Annotated in this window: 16 protein-coding genes; 4 read left to right on the top strand and 12 right to left on the bottom strand. The window is 36.6% G+C overall.

Going from position 1 to position 14,936, the window contains the following annotated elements; all coding sequences use genetic code 11:
- Nucleotides 1–23: 23 nt before the first annotated feature.
- From miaA to ACTJKC_RS19190, 4 genes are read right to left on the bottom strand one after another with little or no spacing between them, the layout of a single operon-like run.
- Complete coding sequence (gene miaA / locus ACTJKC_RS19205) at nucleotides 24–953, bottom strand: tRNA (adenosine(37)-N6)-dimethylallyltransferase MiaA (RefSeq protein WP_440794441.1); 930 nt, start codon at nucleotides 951–953, stop codon at nucleotides 24–26.
- The gene (locus ACTJKC_RS19200; protein ID WP_440794439.1) at nucleotides 953–1,735 is read right to left on the bottom strand and encodes a hypothetical protein; all 783 of its coding nucleotides are present in this window, start codon (nucleotides 1,733–1,735) and stop codon (nucleotides 953–955) included. Before ACTJKC_RS19200 ends, miaA begins: the two co-directional genes overlap by 1 nt.
- Nucleotides 1,736–1,789: 54 nt before the next feature.
- A complete protein-coding gene (locus ACTJKC_RS19195; protein WP_440794437.1) occupies nucleotides 1,790–2,152 on the bottom strand; it encodes a hypothetical protein in 363 nt (120 codons plus the stop codon).
- A 53-nt stretch (nucleotides 2,153–2,205) separates the two neighbouring features.
- Nucleotides 2,206–3,300: an MBL fold metallo-hydrolase gene (locus tag ACTJKC_RS19190; protein WP_440794435.1), complete on the bottom strand. Its 1,095-nt coding sequence runs from the start codon at nucleotides 3,298–3,300 to the stop codon at nucleotides 2,206–2,208.
- 532 nt (nucleotides 3,301–3,832) lie between these two features.
- On the opposite strand from ACTJKC_RS19190, the gene ACTJKC_RS19185 reads away from it, so the two are divergent.
- Nucleotides 3,833–4,849, top strand: coding sequence for a LacI family DNA-binding transcriptional regulator (locus ACTJKC_RS19185; protein WP_344853765.1), 1,017 nt, complete (start codon nucleotides 3,833–3,835; stop codon nucleotides 4,847–4,849).
- A gap of 20 nt (nucleotides 4,850–4,869) precedes the next feature.
- Here the strand turns inward: ACTJKC_RS19185 and ACTJKC_RS19180 are convergent, their stop codons facing one another.
- Nucleotides 4,870–5,802, bottom strand: coding sequence for a helix-turn-helix transcriptional regulator (locus tag ACTJKC_RS19180; RefSeq protein WP_440794432.1), 933 nt, complete (start codon nucleotides 5,800–5,802; stop codon nucleotides 4,870–4,872).
- A gap of 99 nt (nucleotides 5,803–5,901) precedes the next feature.
- Here ACTJKC_RS19180 and ACTJKC_RS19175 point away from each other — a divergent pair, with 99 nt between their 5' ends.
- Complete coding sequence (locus tag ACTJKC_RS19175) at nucleotides 5,902–7,971, top strand: TonB-dependent receptor plug domain-containing protein (RefSeq protein ID WP_440794430.1); 2,070 nt, start codon at nucleotides 5,902–5,904, stop codon at nucleotides 7,969–7,971.
- A 28-nt stretch (nucleotides 7,972–7,999) separates the two neighbouring features.
- On the top strand, nucleotides 8,000–9,073 hold the full coding sequence (locus ACTJKC_RS19170; protein ID WP_440794428.1) for an HmuY family protein: 1,074 nt from the start codon (nucleotides 8,000–8,002) through the stop codon (nucleotides 9,071–9,073).
- 251 nt (nucleotides 9,074–9,324) lie between these two features.
- On the opposite strand, the gene ACTJKC_RS19165 is transcribed toward ACTJKC_RS19170, so the two are convergent.
- From ACTJKC_RS19165 to ACTJKC_RS19150, 4 genes are all read right to left on the bottom strand, one after another.
- Nucleotides 9,325–9,504 carry a histone H1 gene (locus tag ACTJKC_RS19165; protein WP_344853769.1) on the bottom strand — a complete coding sequence of 60 codons (180 nt, stop codon included), beginning with the start codon at nucleotides 9,502–9,504 and terminating at the stop codon, nucleotides 9,325–9,327.
- 184 nt (nucleotides 9,505–9,688) lie between these two features.
- On the bottom strand, nucleotides 9,689–10,273 hold the full coding sequence (locus tag ACTJKC_RS19160) for a biliverdin-producing heme oxygenase (RefSeq protein WP_440794426.1): 585 nt from the start codon (nucleotides 10,271–10,273) through the stop codon (nucleotides 9,689–9,691).
- Nucleotides 10,274–10,362: 89 nt separating this feature from the next.
- The gene (locus ACTJKC_RS19155; RefSeq protein WP_440794424.1) at nucleotides 10,363–10,782 is read right to left on the bottom strand and encodes a response regulator; all 420 of its coding nucleotides are present in this window, start codon (nucleotides 10,780–10,782) and stop codon (nucleotides 10,363–10,365) included.
- Nucleotide 10,783: 1 nt separating this feature from the next.
- Nucleotides 10,784–12,997 (bottom strand): ATP-binding protein, encoded by a 2,214-nt coding sequence (locus ACTJKC_RS19150; protein WP_440794423.1) that lies wholly within the window; start codon nucleotides 12,995–12,997, stop codon nucleotides 10,784–10,786.
- A 147-nt stretch (nucleotides 12,998–13,144) separates the two neighbouring features.
- On the opposite strand from ACTJKC_RS19150, the gene ACTJKC_RS19145 reads away from it, so the two are divergent.
- Nucleotides 13,145–13,513, top strand: a complete 369-nt coding sequence (locus ACTJKC_RS19145) for a response regulator transcription factor (RefSeq protein WP_344853773.1) — start codon at nucleotides 13,145–13,147, stop codon at nucleotides 13,511–13,513.
- A gap of 3 nt (nucleotides 13,514–13,516) precedes the next feature.
- On the opposite strand, the gene ACTJKC_RS19140 is transcribed toward ACTJKC_RS19145, so the two are convergent.
- Genes ACTJKC_RS19140 through ACTJKC_RS19130 form a run of 3 tightly spaced genes read right to left on the bottom strand, consistent with a single transcriptional unit; the run spans nucleotide 13,517 to nucleotide 14,884 of the window.
- Nucleotides 13,517–14,323 (bottom strand): mechanosensitive ion channel family protein, encoded by an 807-nt coding sequence (locus ACTJKC_RS19140; RefSeq protein ID WP_440794421.1) that lies wholly within the window; start codon nucleotides 14,321–14,323, stop codon nucleotides 13,517–13,519.
- Nucleotides 14,324–14,343: 20 nt separating this feature from the next.
- Entirely contained in the window at nucleotides 14,344–14,496 is a 153-nt protein-coding gene (locus tag ACTJKC_RS19135; RefSeq protein WP_440794419.1) for a hypothetical protein, read from the bottom strand.
- Between the two features lie 19 nt (nucleotides 14,497–14,515).
- On the bottom strand, nucleotides 14,516–14,884 hold the full coding sequence (locus ACTJKC_RS19130; protein ID WP_440794417.1) for an STAS/SEC14 domain-containing protein: 369 nt from the start codon (nucleotides 14,882–14,884) through the stop codon (nucleotides 14,516–14,518).
- Nucleotides 14,885–14,936: the final 52 nt, after the last annotated feature.

Raw genomic sequence — 14,936 nt, 5'->3', positions numbered from 1 at the left:
AACCTTAAGATGACCAATAAATATTAATTCACCTGAGATGAAACTTTTTCCAGGATAAACTGTTTTAACTGGTCTGTTGGGGCTGATGCGTTAAGCCAAATGATATGAACATTGTCTTTTTCCATTTTCCTGAAAAACGTATTTTGCCTTTTGGCATACTGGCAAATGGCTATTCCAAGTTTAAGCTTAAGTTCTTCTAGTGTAAGCAGCCCATCGAGATAATTCACAATGAATTTATATTCCAGGCCGTAAAAAATCAGTATTTCTTTACTAATCCCATCTTTAATCAGCTGTTCTACTTCATCAATCAGTCCCGCTTTAAACCTTTCTTCCAATCTGGCAAGAATTTTAGCCCTGGTTACCTCCACTTCATTTTTTAAACCAAAAATAACGGGTTTAAGTTCGGGCCTTTCTACAGGTTCCAATTGATTGTTTTTTAAATATTCAGCAATTTCCAAAGCCCTGATTAACCTCTTTTTTGAAGAAAGGTCAGCATGCCCGGTATTTTGAATGTTATCCTGTTGTATTTTACAAATCAGTTCTTCTTTAGATAACAAATCAAGCTGATCCCTTAATTCCTGGTTTACCGGAATTGCCGTAAAAGTTTGGTTCTGCAGCAAACTATGAATATACATGCCTGTGCCGCCACAAAGAATAGGGATTTTATGTTTTGCGGTTATGCTTTCAAAAGCTTTATAGAAATCGTTTTTAAAAGCATCTACATGGTAACGTTCGCCCGGCTCTAAAATATCGGTTAAATGATAGGGAATGCTTTTTCCATTTAAATGATACTCCTGCAAATCTTTCCCGGTGCCAATGTCCATGCGTTTAAATACCTGACGGCTATCGGCGCTGATAATTTCTCCGTCCAGGGCATCGGCAACCTGCACGGCAAGTTTTGTTTTACCCGATGCCGTTGCACCCAAAATTATGATGAGGTTATACTGATCCATTAAAATTTTAGGATAAATTTTAAACTTCCTGTATTAAATACTTCCTGAGCTGAAATCTGATTCTCTTTTTTAAGCTGACGATTTAAATGCTCATCCAAAATATAAATCTGAGGTGATAAAACGGTGGTTTGAACAAAACCTAAGGTATCATAAGCCTCGCCTGCAGACCAATCACAATCGGCATAAGTCATCAGGTCATTTGGTTTATAGGTTTCTGCAAAATAAGCAATCAATTTGCTTAGTCCGCCGGTAATGGAATAGCCAGCTTTAACGGCAAACCTGATTAATTCTGCCGATTTGTAATTTTCAGTATGATTCATTTTTCGAAGTGCCGAAAAAGTAGCCACCGCCACGAGATCTTCTTTTTCAAATAATCCAACTTTATATCGGCTGCTCACCGGTCCCTGTAGATGATTTTCGTTTAAAAAAGCATCAGCAACCGGCTTTGTGATTTTAAATGCCTTTGTTTTCCGACCATGAATGCGGATATTTTGCCCGAGTAAAGATTTAATCCTGCCCAAAACCTGAGCCGGTTTTGAGAGCCAAACATCCTCCCAAAGGTGAATGAGTCTGATATTTTTTTTGAAATATTTTTCTTTAAGCCTAATCAGATCACCTGGTTTAAAGGAATTATTTAGGCCAACTAAATTAATCAACAGACTTTTATTAACTTCTACAAGTTTAAAATCATCTTCCAAAAAAAAATGGCATTCAATTTTATGTTCAGCTAATGCTATACTAAATTGATGATGCCAGTTATAATCAGGGTTTAAAATATTCAATCGGCAGAAGGTTATTCAGAAAAATTATCTGCCGCAAATTTAACCATCAGATTTTTAAATCCATTCTTTTTCTTTAAAGTTGGTATGGATAATTTCAACCAGTGTTCCTACTTCCTTTAATTTAGTATCATCTAACTGCGTAATTGCTAAACCCGCAATATTTTCGCCGAAGTGAACCAATTCCTGATTTGTTGTAGAAAATTCGCTTGTATTTAATTTCACTTCAACCTTATCCCCGTTAATATAAACTCCCGTAAAAAAGCGCTCGGTAACTTTCTCATCATTTACATCAATATTTTTTTCACTATAAAGATCATAGCCGGTTTCAGAGTTTTCATGAACAGTATATCCCCGTGTTGCATATGGCTGTATGCCTGCCCTAATGGTTTGAAAAATTTCTACAAGATCAGTTTTCATAATTTTATTTGAGTTTAGAAATTAAACACCTGTTGCAGATTATTGTTTAGTTTTTATTCTGTTAACCACCATTTTTCAGCAGGGAAATGCCCATTTAATATCACGGTTTCGCCTAATTTTGGCGTAAGTAAAGGAAAAGCCTTTTCTCCTGCTGTTGCAACAACCCTTTTTACAGGTTCGTTCCATGGGTGCATGGCCAGGCTAAATTTACCCCAATGCACAGGCATTAATACTTTTGCTTTTAAATCGATAGCGGCCTGCACAGTATCTTCTGGAAACATATGAATATAAGGCCAATAGGCATTATACTGACCACATTCTAACAGCGCCAGATCAAACGGACCAAATTCCTCCCCTATTTCTGCAAAATGTGTATCGTAACCTGAGTCGCCACCCATAAACAGTTTATAATTAGCAGTCTGCAATATAAAAGCCGACCAAAGGGTTTGATTTCTTTTAAATTTTCTGCCGGTAAAATGTCTGGCAGGAACAGCGGTTATGGTTAAATCGTTGAATAAAGTAACTGATTGCTTCCATGCTAATTCATTGATTTTTTCTGTTTTAATCCCCCATCGTTCTAAATGCGACCCTACTCCCAAAGAAGTAACAATTGTTTTAGCCTGAGGTGCTATTTTTAAAATACTCGGGTAATCCAGGTGATCGTAATGATCATGCGTAATCACCAGGATATCAATATCTTTAAAATCACCGGCTTTTACCACATCTGTTCCTTTAAAGGCCTTACTTCCGATAAACGAAAATGGTGAAGGCGTTTGACTAAATACCGGGTCAACCAGAATCCTGAGCCCCTCTACCTTGATCAGATAAGAGGAATGACCGAACCAGATGATTTCGGGAACATTACTTTCCGGCTTTCCTGCAATATCCGGAGTTACAAAAGGAAGTGCTTTATCAGGCGATTTATTGGGATGTTTTTCGAAAAAGAATGCCTTTAAAATTTTAAAAAAACTTACGCCCTCGGGCTGCATCGGCGTAAACGACAGGTTTTGCAATGCACCTTCCCTGTAATTGGGCAAGTGGTGAATTTTTGCTAACCTTTGATTTTTTGGTAAACGGCCGAAAACCGGGAGATTGATGATTACAAAAAATGCAATAACCAGAACTAATATGATATATAATGCGATCATTCTAACTAAAATAAAAAACCAAAGTAGGAATATGCTTTTAAAAAAATCAGATCGCAGGTATATATGACGAATGGATTACTTCTGTAATGAAAAATCCCTCCAAAATTGAAAGGATTTGATGTTTAAAGAATAACTAAATTTTATACCTTTGATATGGGTTAACATATAGCTTAGATAACTTATTGTATCCTGCGTGCAGGAATATAACCCGTTTAGCGAGGAGTGGTACGAACACTTCTCGTTTTTTATTTTAAACACCCCTCATAAAGAGGGGCATTTTTGTTAATCATTGGGGGTGTGCCTTTATAAATCAGCATTTATTTTAATGCCTCATTCATTTTTTATTAAATTTACTCGTTTTCCATCTGCAAATCTGATGCTACTAATTCCGGAAATGATGTACATTTCATTCCCCGAATGTATTGATATTTACAAGCTGTAAGAAAGAAATGAGAAAAAAAAACAACGCAAACGTTTGATTAATTTTGTAATATTACATATTGAAGAAATTTAATGTAGTTTAGCACTTACAATGCAATCGAAGCCAACCACAATCAAAGAAATAGCCAGGATTTTAAACATATCCCCATCTAGTGTTTCCAGAGGTTTACACGATCATCCCAGTATTGGAGCGGTAACCAGGGAGAAAATTAAGCAGCTGGCCAAATCTCTAAACTATGAGCCTAATAATGCGGCAATTCTTTTTCAAAAAGGAAAAACCTACACAATTGGTGTAATCTTACCTGAACTTTCTGAACACTTTTTCTCTATCGCCATATCGGCCATTGAGGATGAAGCGATTAAAAAAAACTACACGGTTATTTTTGCCCAATCGCATGATAATTATGAACAGGAAGTAAAACTCGTTGAAAAAATGAAAAATCAGCGTGTTGATGGTTTACTGGTATCCATCAGTAAAGACACTTCGAAATTTGATCATTTTGAGAAATTAAACTCATTTAATATTCCTGTTGTATTTTTCGACCGCATCCCTCCTTTTAAAAACGTACATTATGTTGCCTGCAGTTTAGAAAGTGCAACCATAAAAGCAGTTAATTACCTGTTAAAAAAAGGCCACAGAAGTATTGGCATGATCAATGGTCCGAATACTTTATATGCAAGCGAAGAACGCAAAGATGGTTACATGCAAGCCATTAACTTTAACCGTTTAAAGTTCGACCCTTCATTGGTTGTGAATTGCGATTTAACTGAACAAGGCACTATAGAAGCTGCCGACCAGTTTTTAAATCACAAAAGAAAACCTACAGCAATTGTTGCTTTTAATGATTATGTAGCACTATTTCTGATCAAATATTTCAAAAAGCTAAATGTGATTAATGATTTTGATATAGTGAGTTATGCCAACTTACCCATTATCAGTTACCTGGATAATTCGCCTGTTGCATCGGTAGAGCAATACCCTTATTTACAAGGGCAGAAAGCCGCAAATATTCTGCTTGATCTGATCCACAGTCCAAATTCAGAAAACCAGGCTTATTACAATACCATTGTAGAATCAGACCTGATTGTGAATGAAGTAAAAGAATAAACAAACGTTTGCGCTGAGTTTTAGTTCTTATTTAAACTGCCCGGCAAAATGTGGTATTTCTTTTTAAAAGCTGCAATAAAATGCTGGGCATTTTTGTAACCTACTAAAAAAGCAACTTCATTTACACTCTTTTTTTCTTTCGACAGGAAGTAGTGTGCTTTTTCCATCCTGATTTTATACAGGTAACCAAATACGGTATGCCCTGTTAATTCTTTAAAGCCTTTCTTAAGCTTATAATCGTTAATGCCGGCTTTACGCGAAAGTTCAATCAGTGAGTTTGGCCTTTGGAGATCGTGCTCTACCAGTTGCTTTGCCAGCATAATTTTATTGATATCTTCCTGTTTAAAAGTAATGCTTTGCTGCTCCTGATTCTGGTTCAGGTAAATAATCATTAAATCTAAAATCCTGGCTTCTAAAAATAAACGTTTAGCTTTTTCCTCATGTTTGCAATTAATAATGTGCTGTAAAATTAAACTGGTTTCAGGTTTAACGGGCTGTTGAAACCGTTGTGATTGAAGTGAAAGGGGTTCGGTTGCTGCAGCCTTTCTAAAATAACTTTCGGTAAATTGTATGTAAAGCAATTTAGTTTGCTCTGTTGCCCTGAATGCGATTTTATCAATACAACCTAAATTAATGTTTTGCTCGTTTTTGTTAATTGAGGAGAAATTATCCTGTTGAGTATTGAAATTATAGCCAATTACACCACTTAAGCAAAATAAAAAACCGACAAGCGGACGGGAAGATTCGAAAAGAAAATCTTGCTGCAAATCAGTTTCAATTTTAATTAAACTCATGTGGATCCACTTAAACCATTTCTCTTTTATCTCGATGCTTGCATTGTCATTTTTATAGTCAACTAAAAATTCATCAACAATATTACTGCCTTCAAAATTATCGGGATAAGTGTTGTTATAAATGGTATTTCCATTTACTGAGCGTTTAAATTCCATCATGATTTAATCCGTTTAGCGGTATTAATTATCCGTTTAACGTTATCTGTTTTTTGTGATTATGCACAAATTTGCACAATTATTTATAATTAGTCTAAATAAATGAAGATATATTTATCAATTGCCTTATCGCTTTGCGGATTTGTTACTGTGGCTCAAGAAATTAAAGTTGATACCACTAAGGCAAATGATTTAAAAGATGTTGTTGTTACCGGGCAGTACGGGCCACAAACTTTGAGGAACTCTGTTTATAATATCAGAACCATTACGGCCGAACGGATTAAATTGAGGGCTGCTACCAATGTACAGCAGGTTTTAAACACCGAACTGGGTTTTCGCTTTAGTAATGATTTAACTCTAGGAACCACCGATGTTTCTTTGATGGGAATGACCGGCAGAAACATCAAAATTTTGCTTGATGGTGTACCTATGGCAGACCGGTCGGATGCCAGGGAAAGTTTAAACCAGATCGATATCAATACCATCGACCGTATCGAGATTGTTGAAGGGCCAATGTCTGTAATATACGGTACAGATGCACTGGCGGGAGTAATCAATATCATAACCAAGCGTGGTGCTGGTAAATCTTTATTAAACCTATCTGCAAGGGTTCAGGAAGAATCTGCAGGTAATGAATACGAGGCTTTATCCGGTAAGGGAAATCATATACAGAATATCAGTGCCAACTGGAAAAACAATAACTGGAACATATTGGCAGGTTTTACGCACAATGAATTTGGTGGCTGGAATTTAGCAAGTAAAACAGCTACCATTCAGGAAGTGAGCGCCGTACCTAATCGCTGGAAACCGAAAGAACAGTTTTTGGCGAATACTAAAATCGGATACAGCAATCATAATTTCAACATCTGGTACCGTTTAGATGGCTTAAAAGAGGATATTGATGTCCGTAACGGATTAAACCCTAATACATATAAGGGATTATTGCAAACTTATACCACACACCGGTACACACAACAGCTTCAATCTGAATACAAAATCAGCAATACACTACAGTTATCAGCTATTGCAGGTTTTACCAATCTCGACAGGGCCACCAGAACAGTTATTCATGACTTTACCAATAATACCGAAGAATTATCACTTGGTGCAGGAGAACAGGATGTTGCCAGGTTTAATTCAGCCATTTTTAGGGCAACAGCTGTTTATAAATTGAATAAAATGGTATCATTTCAGCCAGGTGTTGAATACAATCGGGATGCAGCCAGCGGACAAAGAATAAGTGGTTCACCGGTAATCAGTGACTATGCTGCTTTCATTTCATCAGAACTTAAGTTTGGCGATGGAATCAATATCCGACCCGGGTTCAGGTTTATCAAAAATTCGGTTTACAATGCGCCCCCGGTAATTCCTTCATTAAATACAAAGTTTAAACTAAATGATCAACTGGATCTTCGACTGGCTTATGCAAAAGGATTCAGATCTCCAGCCCTTAGAGAATTATATTACGATTTTGTAGATGCAAGTCACACCATTTATGGAAACCCAAATTTAAAGGCAGAGAAATCTGATAGTTTCAATGCCTCGATTGCCTGGGCAGGGATATCATCAGAAGACCTCAGTTTTAAATCAACACTTGCCGGATTTTACAACAAATTCAAAAACAGGATCATTTTTGATTTTGATCCTGCCAATCCGACTGTTACCACATTACTTAATATTGAAAACTTTAAAACGACTGGAGGAACGCTGGATAACACATTGAATTTCAAATCTTTACAAGCTAATATTGGCGTATCCTACATAGGCACCTACCACGATTATTCGGAAGCTCAAGACTTTGCGGGCACAAAAATATTATGGTCTCCTGAAATTACGGCGAATTTAACCTATGGATTTCCTAAAATCGATGCAAATGTTAGTGTGTTCTTTAAATATACAGGCAAAAAGCCAGGTTTTCAAAAAAGCAGTACACCAGAGCTGTATAAAGAAACGACGATTTCGGGTTTCAGCTTTGCTGATTTAATGCTGAATAAAATCTTGTTCAGCTCTTTAACCATTAACGCAGGGGTTAAAAACTTATTTAATGTTACGCAATTAAGCAACAGCTCAACTGCTACCGGTGGTGCCCATAGTACAGGTGGCGCATCTGTACCATATAGCTATGGCCGTTCTTACGTACTGGGCTTAACTTACAACTGGAGTAAACTCTAATATTAAACAACATAATTATAATAAAAACATGAACAAATTTAACTCAACAATCGCTATCGCACTTTTGGCGCTAAGCTTTACTGCTTGTAAAAAAAATACGGATGAACCTATTGTGGTCGTTCCACCATCAGACGGAAACACTTTAACACTTAATGGTTTAATTGGTGCAGAACTTGGAAGTGCAGCTGGCAATAGTGTTTATGTAGATTTTAGTACTGATAAACAAACTGCTATTGAAAGAGACAGCTGGGATTTAGGATTTTACAGTGGAACAGATTTTAAAGTTATTTTGAATTCAACCAACGGCGCTTCAGCTGTGGTGACGGATAAAACAGATTTAAATGCCGTAACTGCTACAGGCTTTGATTCTAGTGTATTAAAAGTTGGGCAAGGATCAGGTAATTTCAGCATAGTTGATGATGGCAGAGAAGCAAATATTTTAAATAAAACTGCTATTGCTACAATCTCGGCAACAGATGCTGAAAATAAAGTGTATATCGTTAACAGAAAAGGCGGATCAGCTAATGTATTAGCCAATGATGAACTTTACAAAATCAGGGTGATCAGAAAAGGTAATGGCTACACACTACAATATGCTAAATTAACCGAAACTACTTTTAAAACATTAGATATTACTAAAAATACTGAAGCCAATTTCCAGTTTGCATCTTTAGTTAAAGGAGCAGCTGTAACTGCTGAGCCGGCAAAGGCAAGCTGGGATATTGTTTGGTGTTACAGCATGTACTGGACCAGCACTTTTCCATATGCATTTTCTGATCTGGTTTTTATTAACAGCCTGGGCGGAACTACTGCTTCAGCATTTTCTACCAGTAAAAAATCTTATGCGGCATTTACTGAATCGGACTTATCATCTGTTACTTTCTCCTCTTCAAGAGATGTAATTGGTGCAAACTGGCGCCTTACACAACCGGTAACAACTAATGGCATTACAACACCAATAGGTGTTAAATCAGACATATTCTTTCTTGTGAAAGATGCATCTGGAAATATATACAAACTTAAGTTTAACAGCTTTATTTCTAATGATGGTGGCACGCGTGGCAAACCGGTAATCGAATATAAACTGGTTAAAAAGGGATAATCATCGAAAGACTTCTGAAACCGGATGTATGATCTAACGATCAGATTTCAGAGGTTTGGATTAAAAAAATATGTTTTGTTAGTTGGATAAGAGCTCTCCGCGATGGGGAGCTTTATCTTTTTTAGGATTTTATAAAAGACTTACGGGGGTCTGACAGGAAACATACCCATCCGACCCCCGCAAGCTACTATCAGCAAACGCAAAAAGGGCCCCGGCATACCAGAACCCTTTTTGTTTCTACCCGCGAAATATTATTTTCCAGAGTTTTTCTTTTCAGTTACTTCTGCACGGATTTCTTGTGCTAAAACTTTAAGATCCTGCATTGCTTTACGCACACGAGTACCAGCAGCTGCATTGCCAGCATTATAAAATTTTTCTACATCTGCTTCAACAGCAGCAAGAGCAGCTTTAACTTTTGAGAATTTTTCCATCGCTAATTGATGTTTTTAAGGTTTAAAAAATTTATTTTTTTCAATAATACATATTTACCTTGAATTAACAACAGAAAGCAAATATTTATTTACAATAAGTTTTGCACATTTTCACAATCAAAAAAAATGCCCTGAAACTATTACAGGCCCATTTTTTACATTTTGAAGATCAAAATCGTAGAGGCTAACTGAGTTGTTTTGATAAGTTGATCAGGTTATTAAAGGTTTGGTTGGCGCTGTTGATGCAACGCTCATAATCTACTTCCGGAACGCGTTCATTTAATACTGAAACGAATTTTTTCCATTTTGTGCTCAACTCTTCGCCATATACACCGTAATAATTTAAACCGGCTTCATGATCTTTAAAGTTAGGATTGGCCAAAATATGCCTTTTAATCACGTTTCCACCTAATGTTGCACCTTCAAGCACGTATAAAGCGCCTAAAACTTCGGCAGTATTTTTTTGCGGAAGATAGAGTTCAAAATTTAAACCAGGCAATGTTAAACTATCAATACCCCAATAATTTAAGTCTTTTTCTAATGCAGAAAGTTTTAGCCTGCTATTCATTTCGAGCTCTGCAGCGATATCAGCATCGAGCATATTGGCCAATATATTTTCTGATTTCTGGTGGATGATATAATTAACCGTCAACAGTTTTTTATACTGATCGATGCTTAACGAATTGTTCATAATTTCATTTACAAACATTAACGATTCTAGTGTTTTATGGTTTTCTGCAGTTTCTGTCCTCAATAAATTGGCAATCATATCGTGGTATTATTTTAATTAAAAATGATCTTAAAAAGAAAAGATCCGGGTAATAATACCCGAATCTCCCTATAAATGTTTTATAAATTCTAATTTAGCCTTAAATGTTGGTTAAACCAAAAATCGTGTACAGAATGCACACACTTCACCAGGTTTTCATATCCATCAGGCTTGGTCAGGTAAGCGTTCGCGCCAAATTCTATCGATGCCTTTACATCATCCGGATTATCTGATGTAGAAAATAAGATTACGGGAACCGTTTTCAAGTAAGGAATATCCCTGATAAACTTTAACAGATCAAGGCCAGATAAACCCGGCAGGTTTAAATCCAGTAAAATCAGTTTCGGTTTTGTTTTAGTATCTGCAAAATCCTGTAATTTCTGTAAAGCTTCTGCCCCATCCTCAACAATGGTTAAATTAAGTGTATCTTTTACTTCCTGTACAGCGCTTTGCATAAAAAATGCATAGTCTATATCGTCTTCCACGTAAAATATATCTGGCGTTTTCATTTTATCTGTTTTTAAAAGCTACATAAAAAGTAGAACCTGCGTTTAACTTACTTTCAAACCAAACCCTTCCATTGTGTTTTTCCACAACCCTTTTTACAATAGCTAAGCCTACTCCTGTCCCCTCAATATCTTTAACATTATCCATGCGTTTGAAAAGCTCAAACACCCTGTCGTAATATCGGTTATCAATTCCTATACCGTTATCCTTAACAGCGTAAATTATTTCTCCGCCATCAATATAACCCGAAACCTCTATTTTAGGCTTATCGGCCATCATAGAGTATTTTACCGCATTCCCGATCAGGTTTGTAAATACCTGGGCTATCATTGTTTTATCGCCTTTTAAATTTGGCAATTGCCCTAAAATCAGTTCGGAATTGTCTGCTTTAAAAGCCGTCAGCACTTCGTTCTTAATTTCTGTTAACAACGAATCCATCTTAACTGTTTCAAAAATAACATCAGAACGCCCTACCCTGGCCAGATTCAGGATTTCTTTGATCAGAAAATTCATCTTATCTGCTCCGTTCAAAATCCTGTCTAACATTTTCCTTCCAACTTCATCAATGCTTTTATTTTTGAGCAACAGTTCGGTATAGGTTTTTATAGAGGTTAGCGGTGTTCTTAAATCGTGGGAAATGGTGTAACTAAAAGTATCGAGCTCCTCGTACGCAGCCTGTAATTTTTCATTAAGCAGCCTGATTTCGTTGGCTTTTTTATTGATATCGGTGATGATAATTTCACGGATTCTTAATACTGAGGCAATTTCTTCGGCAAGCCACTTTTCGGAAGTGTTATTCACCACCTGCGACCAGATTTCGAAAGATTTTCTTGGAGATAGGTTTAAAAGGCCGTTTTCTGATGGTGTAGCAGGTTTTTCGGGATTACCTGCCCAGTTTACATTGGTAATCATTTCGGGTTTAAACCAGATAATCATTTCGCCCAGCTCCTTGTTTAAAGTGCAGGAAAGAATCCCGGAGGCGATGGATTTGTATTTCTTAGCGGGAGAATGAATCTCAGGTAAACGATGGGTATAATAAATGGATTCGTCACTCGTATTTTTTAGCCAATCTGCAAGTTCGCGTATTTCATCATCCGATGGTACCGTACCAATGGTTTTAAGCTCGTTTTCGAAGATAATGGCTACACCTGCAGCTTCGGTTACATCGAGAATATTGGTTTTATGTGTGGAAATGGCCTCAACCAGGTATTTATCCCGGTTTAAATGCTCAGATAAAACACTGGCGGTATCTTTAAATTGTTTTATTACTGCAGCGTCTTCTTCTTCCTGACGGTACTCTAATGCTGAAGAAAGGATCTGGCCAATTAATTTAGAACCTTCCCTGGCTTTATAATCGATAAATTTTGGGCTATAGTTATGGCAGGCGATTAAACCCCATAATTCACCATGCGAAATTAATGATATACTAAAACTCGAATGCACCCCCATATTTTTTAAATACTGAATGTGTATGGGTGATACCGCACGCAATGCGCCATTGGTTAAATCGAGTGGTTGATCTTCTTTAAAGGTTATAATAGTCGAGTCGCTGGTATTTACGTCGGCAATTAATCTGGTTAAATTTAGCTTATAAAGTTCCCTTGCCTGTTTCGGAATATCAGACGCCGGGTAATGTAAACCGAAAAATGGTTCTAAATTATTTTCCTTTTCTTCGGCTACAACTTCTCCGTGCCCATCATCCAGAAACTTATAAATCATAATCCGATCATAATTGATCAGTTTTTTAACTTCCAGTGCTGCACTGCTCAATAAAGCAGAAACACTCTTGCCCTGAAGCATGGATGAGGCGGAGCGGCCTATGGAACTTTGGATGTCATACTGTAAAGTAACAGGCTCAAATTCAAGCAGCCAATTGCCATCAGATGAAGAAATAATTAAGTAAAAAGGATTACCATTAATTTCAATCGGATGGGGACTAATGGCATCAAAACTTTTACGTATCATGCCAAGCTTTAACAGATCCTCCAAATCGAATTCCGGATCCTGCTGTTTAATCAGATCGTTTAAAATGGAAAGTGGCTTATCTAAAAGGTTTTTAGCCTGTTCTTTTAAAAAATCTCCTGTATTCTCACTAAGATATGTAATAGAGAAATCGCTCTTATCAACTGCTATAAGAAAACCATGTGATTGAATTTTACCAGGTATATGAATAGGTTCTTTATCACAGTTGGTTAAGTCTACAGAAAATTTAGTCATATGATGTATTGATGTTGCAAAAATATTAGATTTAACGGATTAACAAATATTAAGCCTGTTTTTAGAATGTCTCTAATTTACTTATTTAGGTTTTAGGATTTATTTTTTATTATATATTTGTTTGAAATTTAAACAATCACCCTAAGCTTGGCGAAGAAGAATATTTTGGTTATTGAAGATAACCATGCAATCCTGGATGTTATTACCCTTATTTTAGAAAGCGAAGCTTTCAACGTTGCCGGATTAAATAAAGGAGCAGACTTTATTAACCATGTACATGAACTTAATCCTGATGTGATTATCATGGATATAATGCTTCCTGACGCTGATGGCAGAGAACTTTTAAAAGAACTTAAAGATACTGCTACTACAAAACATATTCCAGTTTTAATGATTTCTGCCCGTTACAACGCAAGTAATTATGCTGTTGATGATGTACTTGCCGATGATTTTATGGCAAAACCATTTAACATCGATGAATTAATGGATAAGATTTATGCCCTATTGAGGAAGTAATCATTATTCTGGCATACCAGGTAATTTTATTCCCCCAAGTTTTAGGTTTTTCATCAGTACCTCCAGAAATGAAAGCTTAGTATCGGTAAAGCCATGTGCATTTACCCAAAGATTTAAACTGATTTTAAAACCGCTGTCTTCAAGTGATGATACACCGATCCTTCTTTCAGGAGTTTTTAAGCAATCTTTAAATTCATCAACCGTTTTATTAAAAATGGCTACTACCTGGTCGTAATCGATGCCATAACTAAATTTCATTTCAATGTCCAGGCGCCTGCTTCCTTCCCTGCTGATGTTGATGATTACCTCATTAGATAGTTTGCTATTCGGGATCACTACCGTTCTGTTATCAAATGTTTTAACAATAGTATAAAATATCTGTATAGAGGTTACTGTCCCCTCCTGACTTTGGGCGATAATGTTATCACCCACAACAAAGGGCTTTAAAAGTAAAATCAATACTCCGCTCGCAAAATTTTGTAATGTACCCGATAAAGCTAAGCCTGCAGCCACACCAATACCGCCAATTAATACGGTTAAGAAAGTTAACTGGATCCCGATAATCTGCATCACCGTAAGGATCAGTAAAATTCTCAGCGTAATGAGCATTAAACTGGTGAGGAAAGGCCTGAGCGATGGATTTATATCCTTACGGTGCATACCGCCCTGCATCCATTTACCCAATAGTTTAATTAACCATAGGCCCAAAATAAGTATGGCTATGCCTAAAATTACAGAAGGTCCTTTATCAATTATCCAATCATAGGCTTTATCATAAAAATGATCAATATTACCGGCATCAATCTTCATAAAAAAGGGAATTTATTTTCTTAGGGTTTCTTGTTTTTTACGGGAGCATCTTTGGTTACATTTACTTTTTTGGCATCTTTAGCTGATGTTACTTTATCATCAGCACCTTTGGCTTTAGTATTTTTCGGTGCAGTAGCCTTGCTACTTTCCTCGGCAGTTTTATTATTTTTCATCGTTTATTTTTTTATAATATTAATCTTCAGTATTTAACCAGGCTTTAGCTTCTTCCAGTTCCTCGGGCTTAAAGCCTTTCGATTTTCCTGGCGTAGCTACCGTAAAAATATCGGTAAACCACTCTACACCTTTTTCGGCGCTTACCACGGCAATCTTTTTCCATTTGGTAAAATTTTCAATCCCGGCTTTGGCGTCCTGTATCCAGGCGCCGGCAGTAAAGTTTTTTACATCGGTCTCTAAAACAAGTAGATACCTGATTTCTTTAAAACGCTGTGCCGTTCTCTTAAGACCGGTGATGAGTACATCTTTTATATCGTCGCTGGTTACTTCTCCAGTTGCCCTTACGCCAAAAATATGATCTGGCAGTCCTGTTATTTCCGTTAGCATATTTATATTTTCTAATAAGAACACGATAATTCGTAAAGATGTTTGCTATTTG

It is taken from the genome of Pedobacter sp. 22226, assembly GCF_052045455.1.
GTDB lineage: Bacteria > Bacteroidota > Bacteroidia > Sphingobacteriales > Sphingobacteriaceae > Pedobacter > Pedobacter jeongneungensis.
Note: the sequence above shows the minus strand (reverse complement) of the source record. Positions and strands in the feature narration are given on the sequence as shown.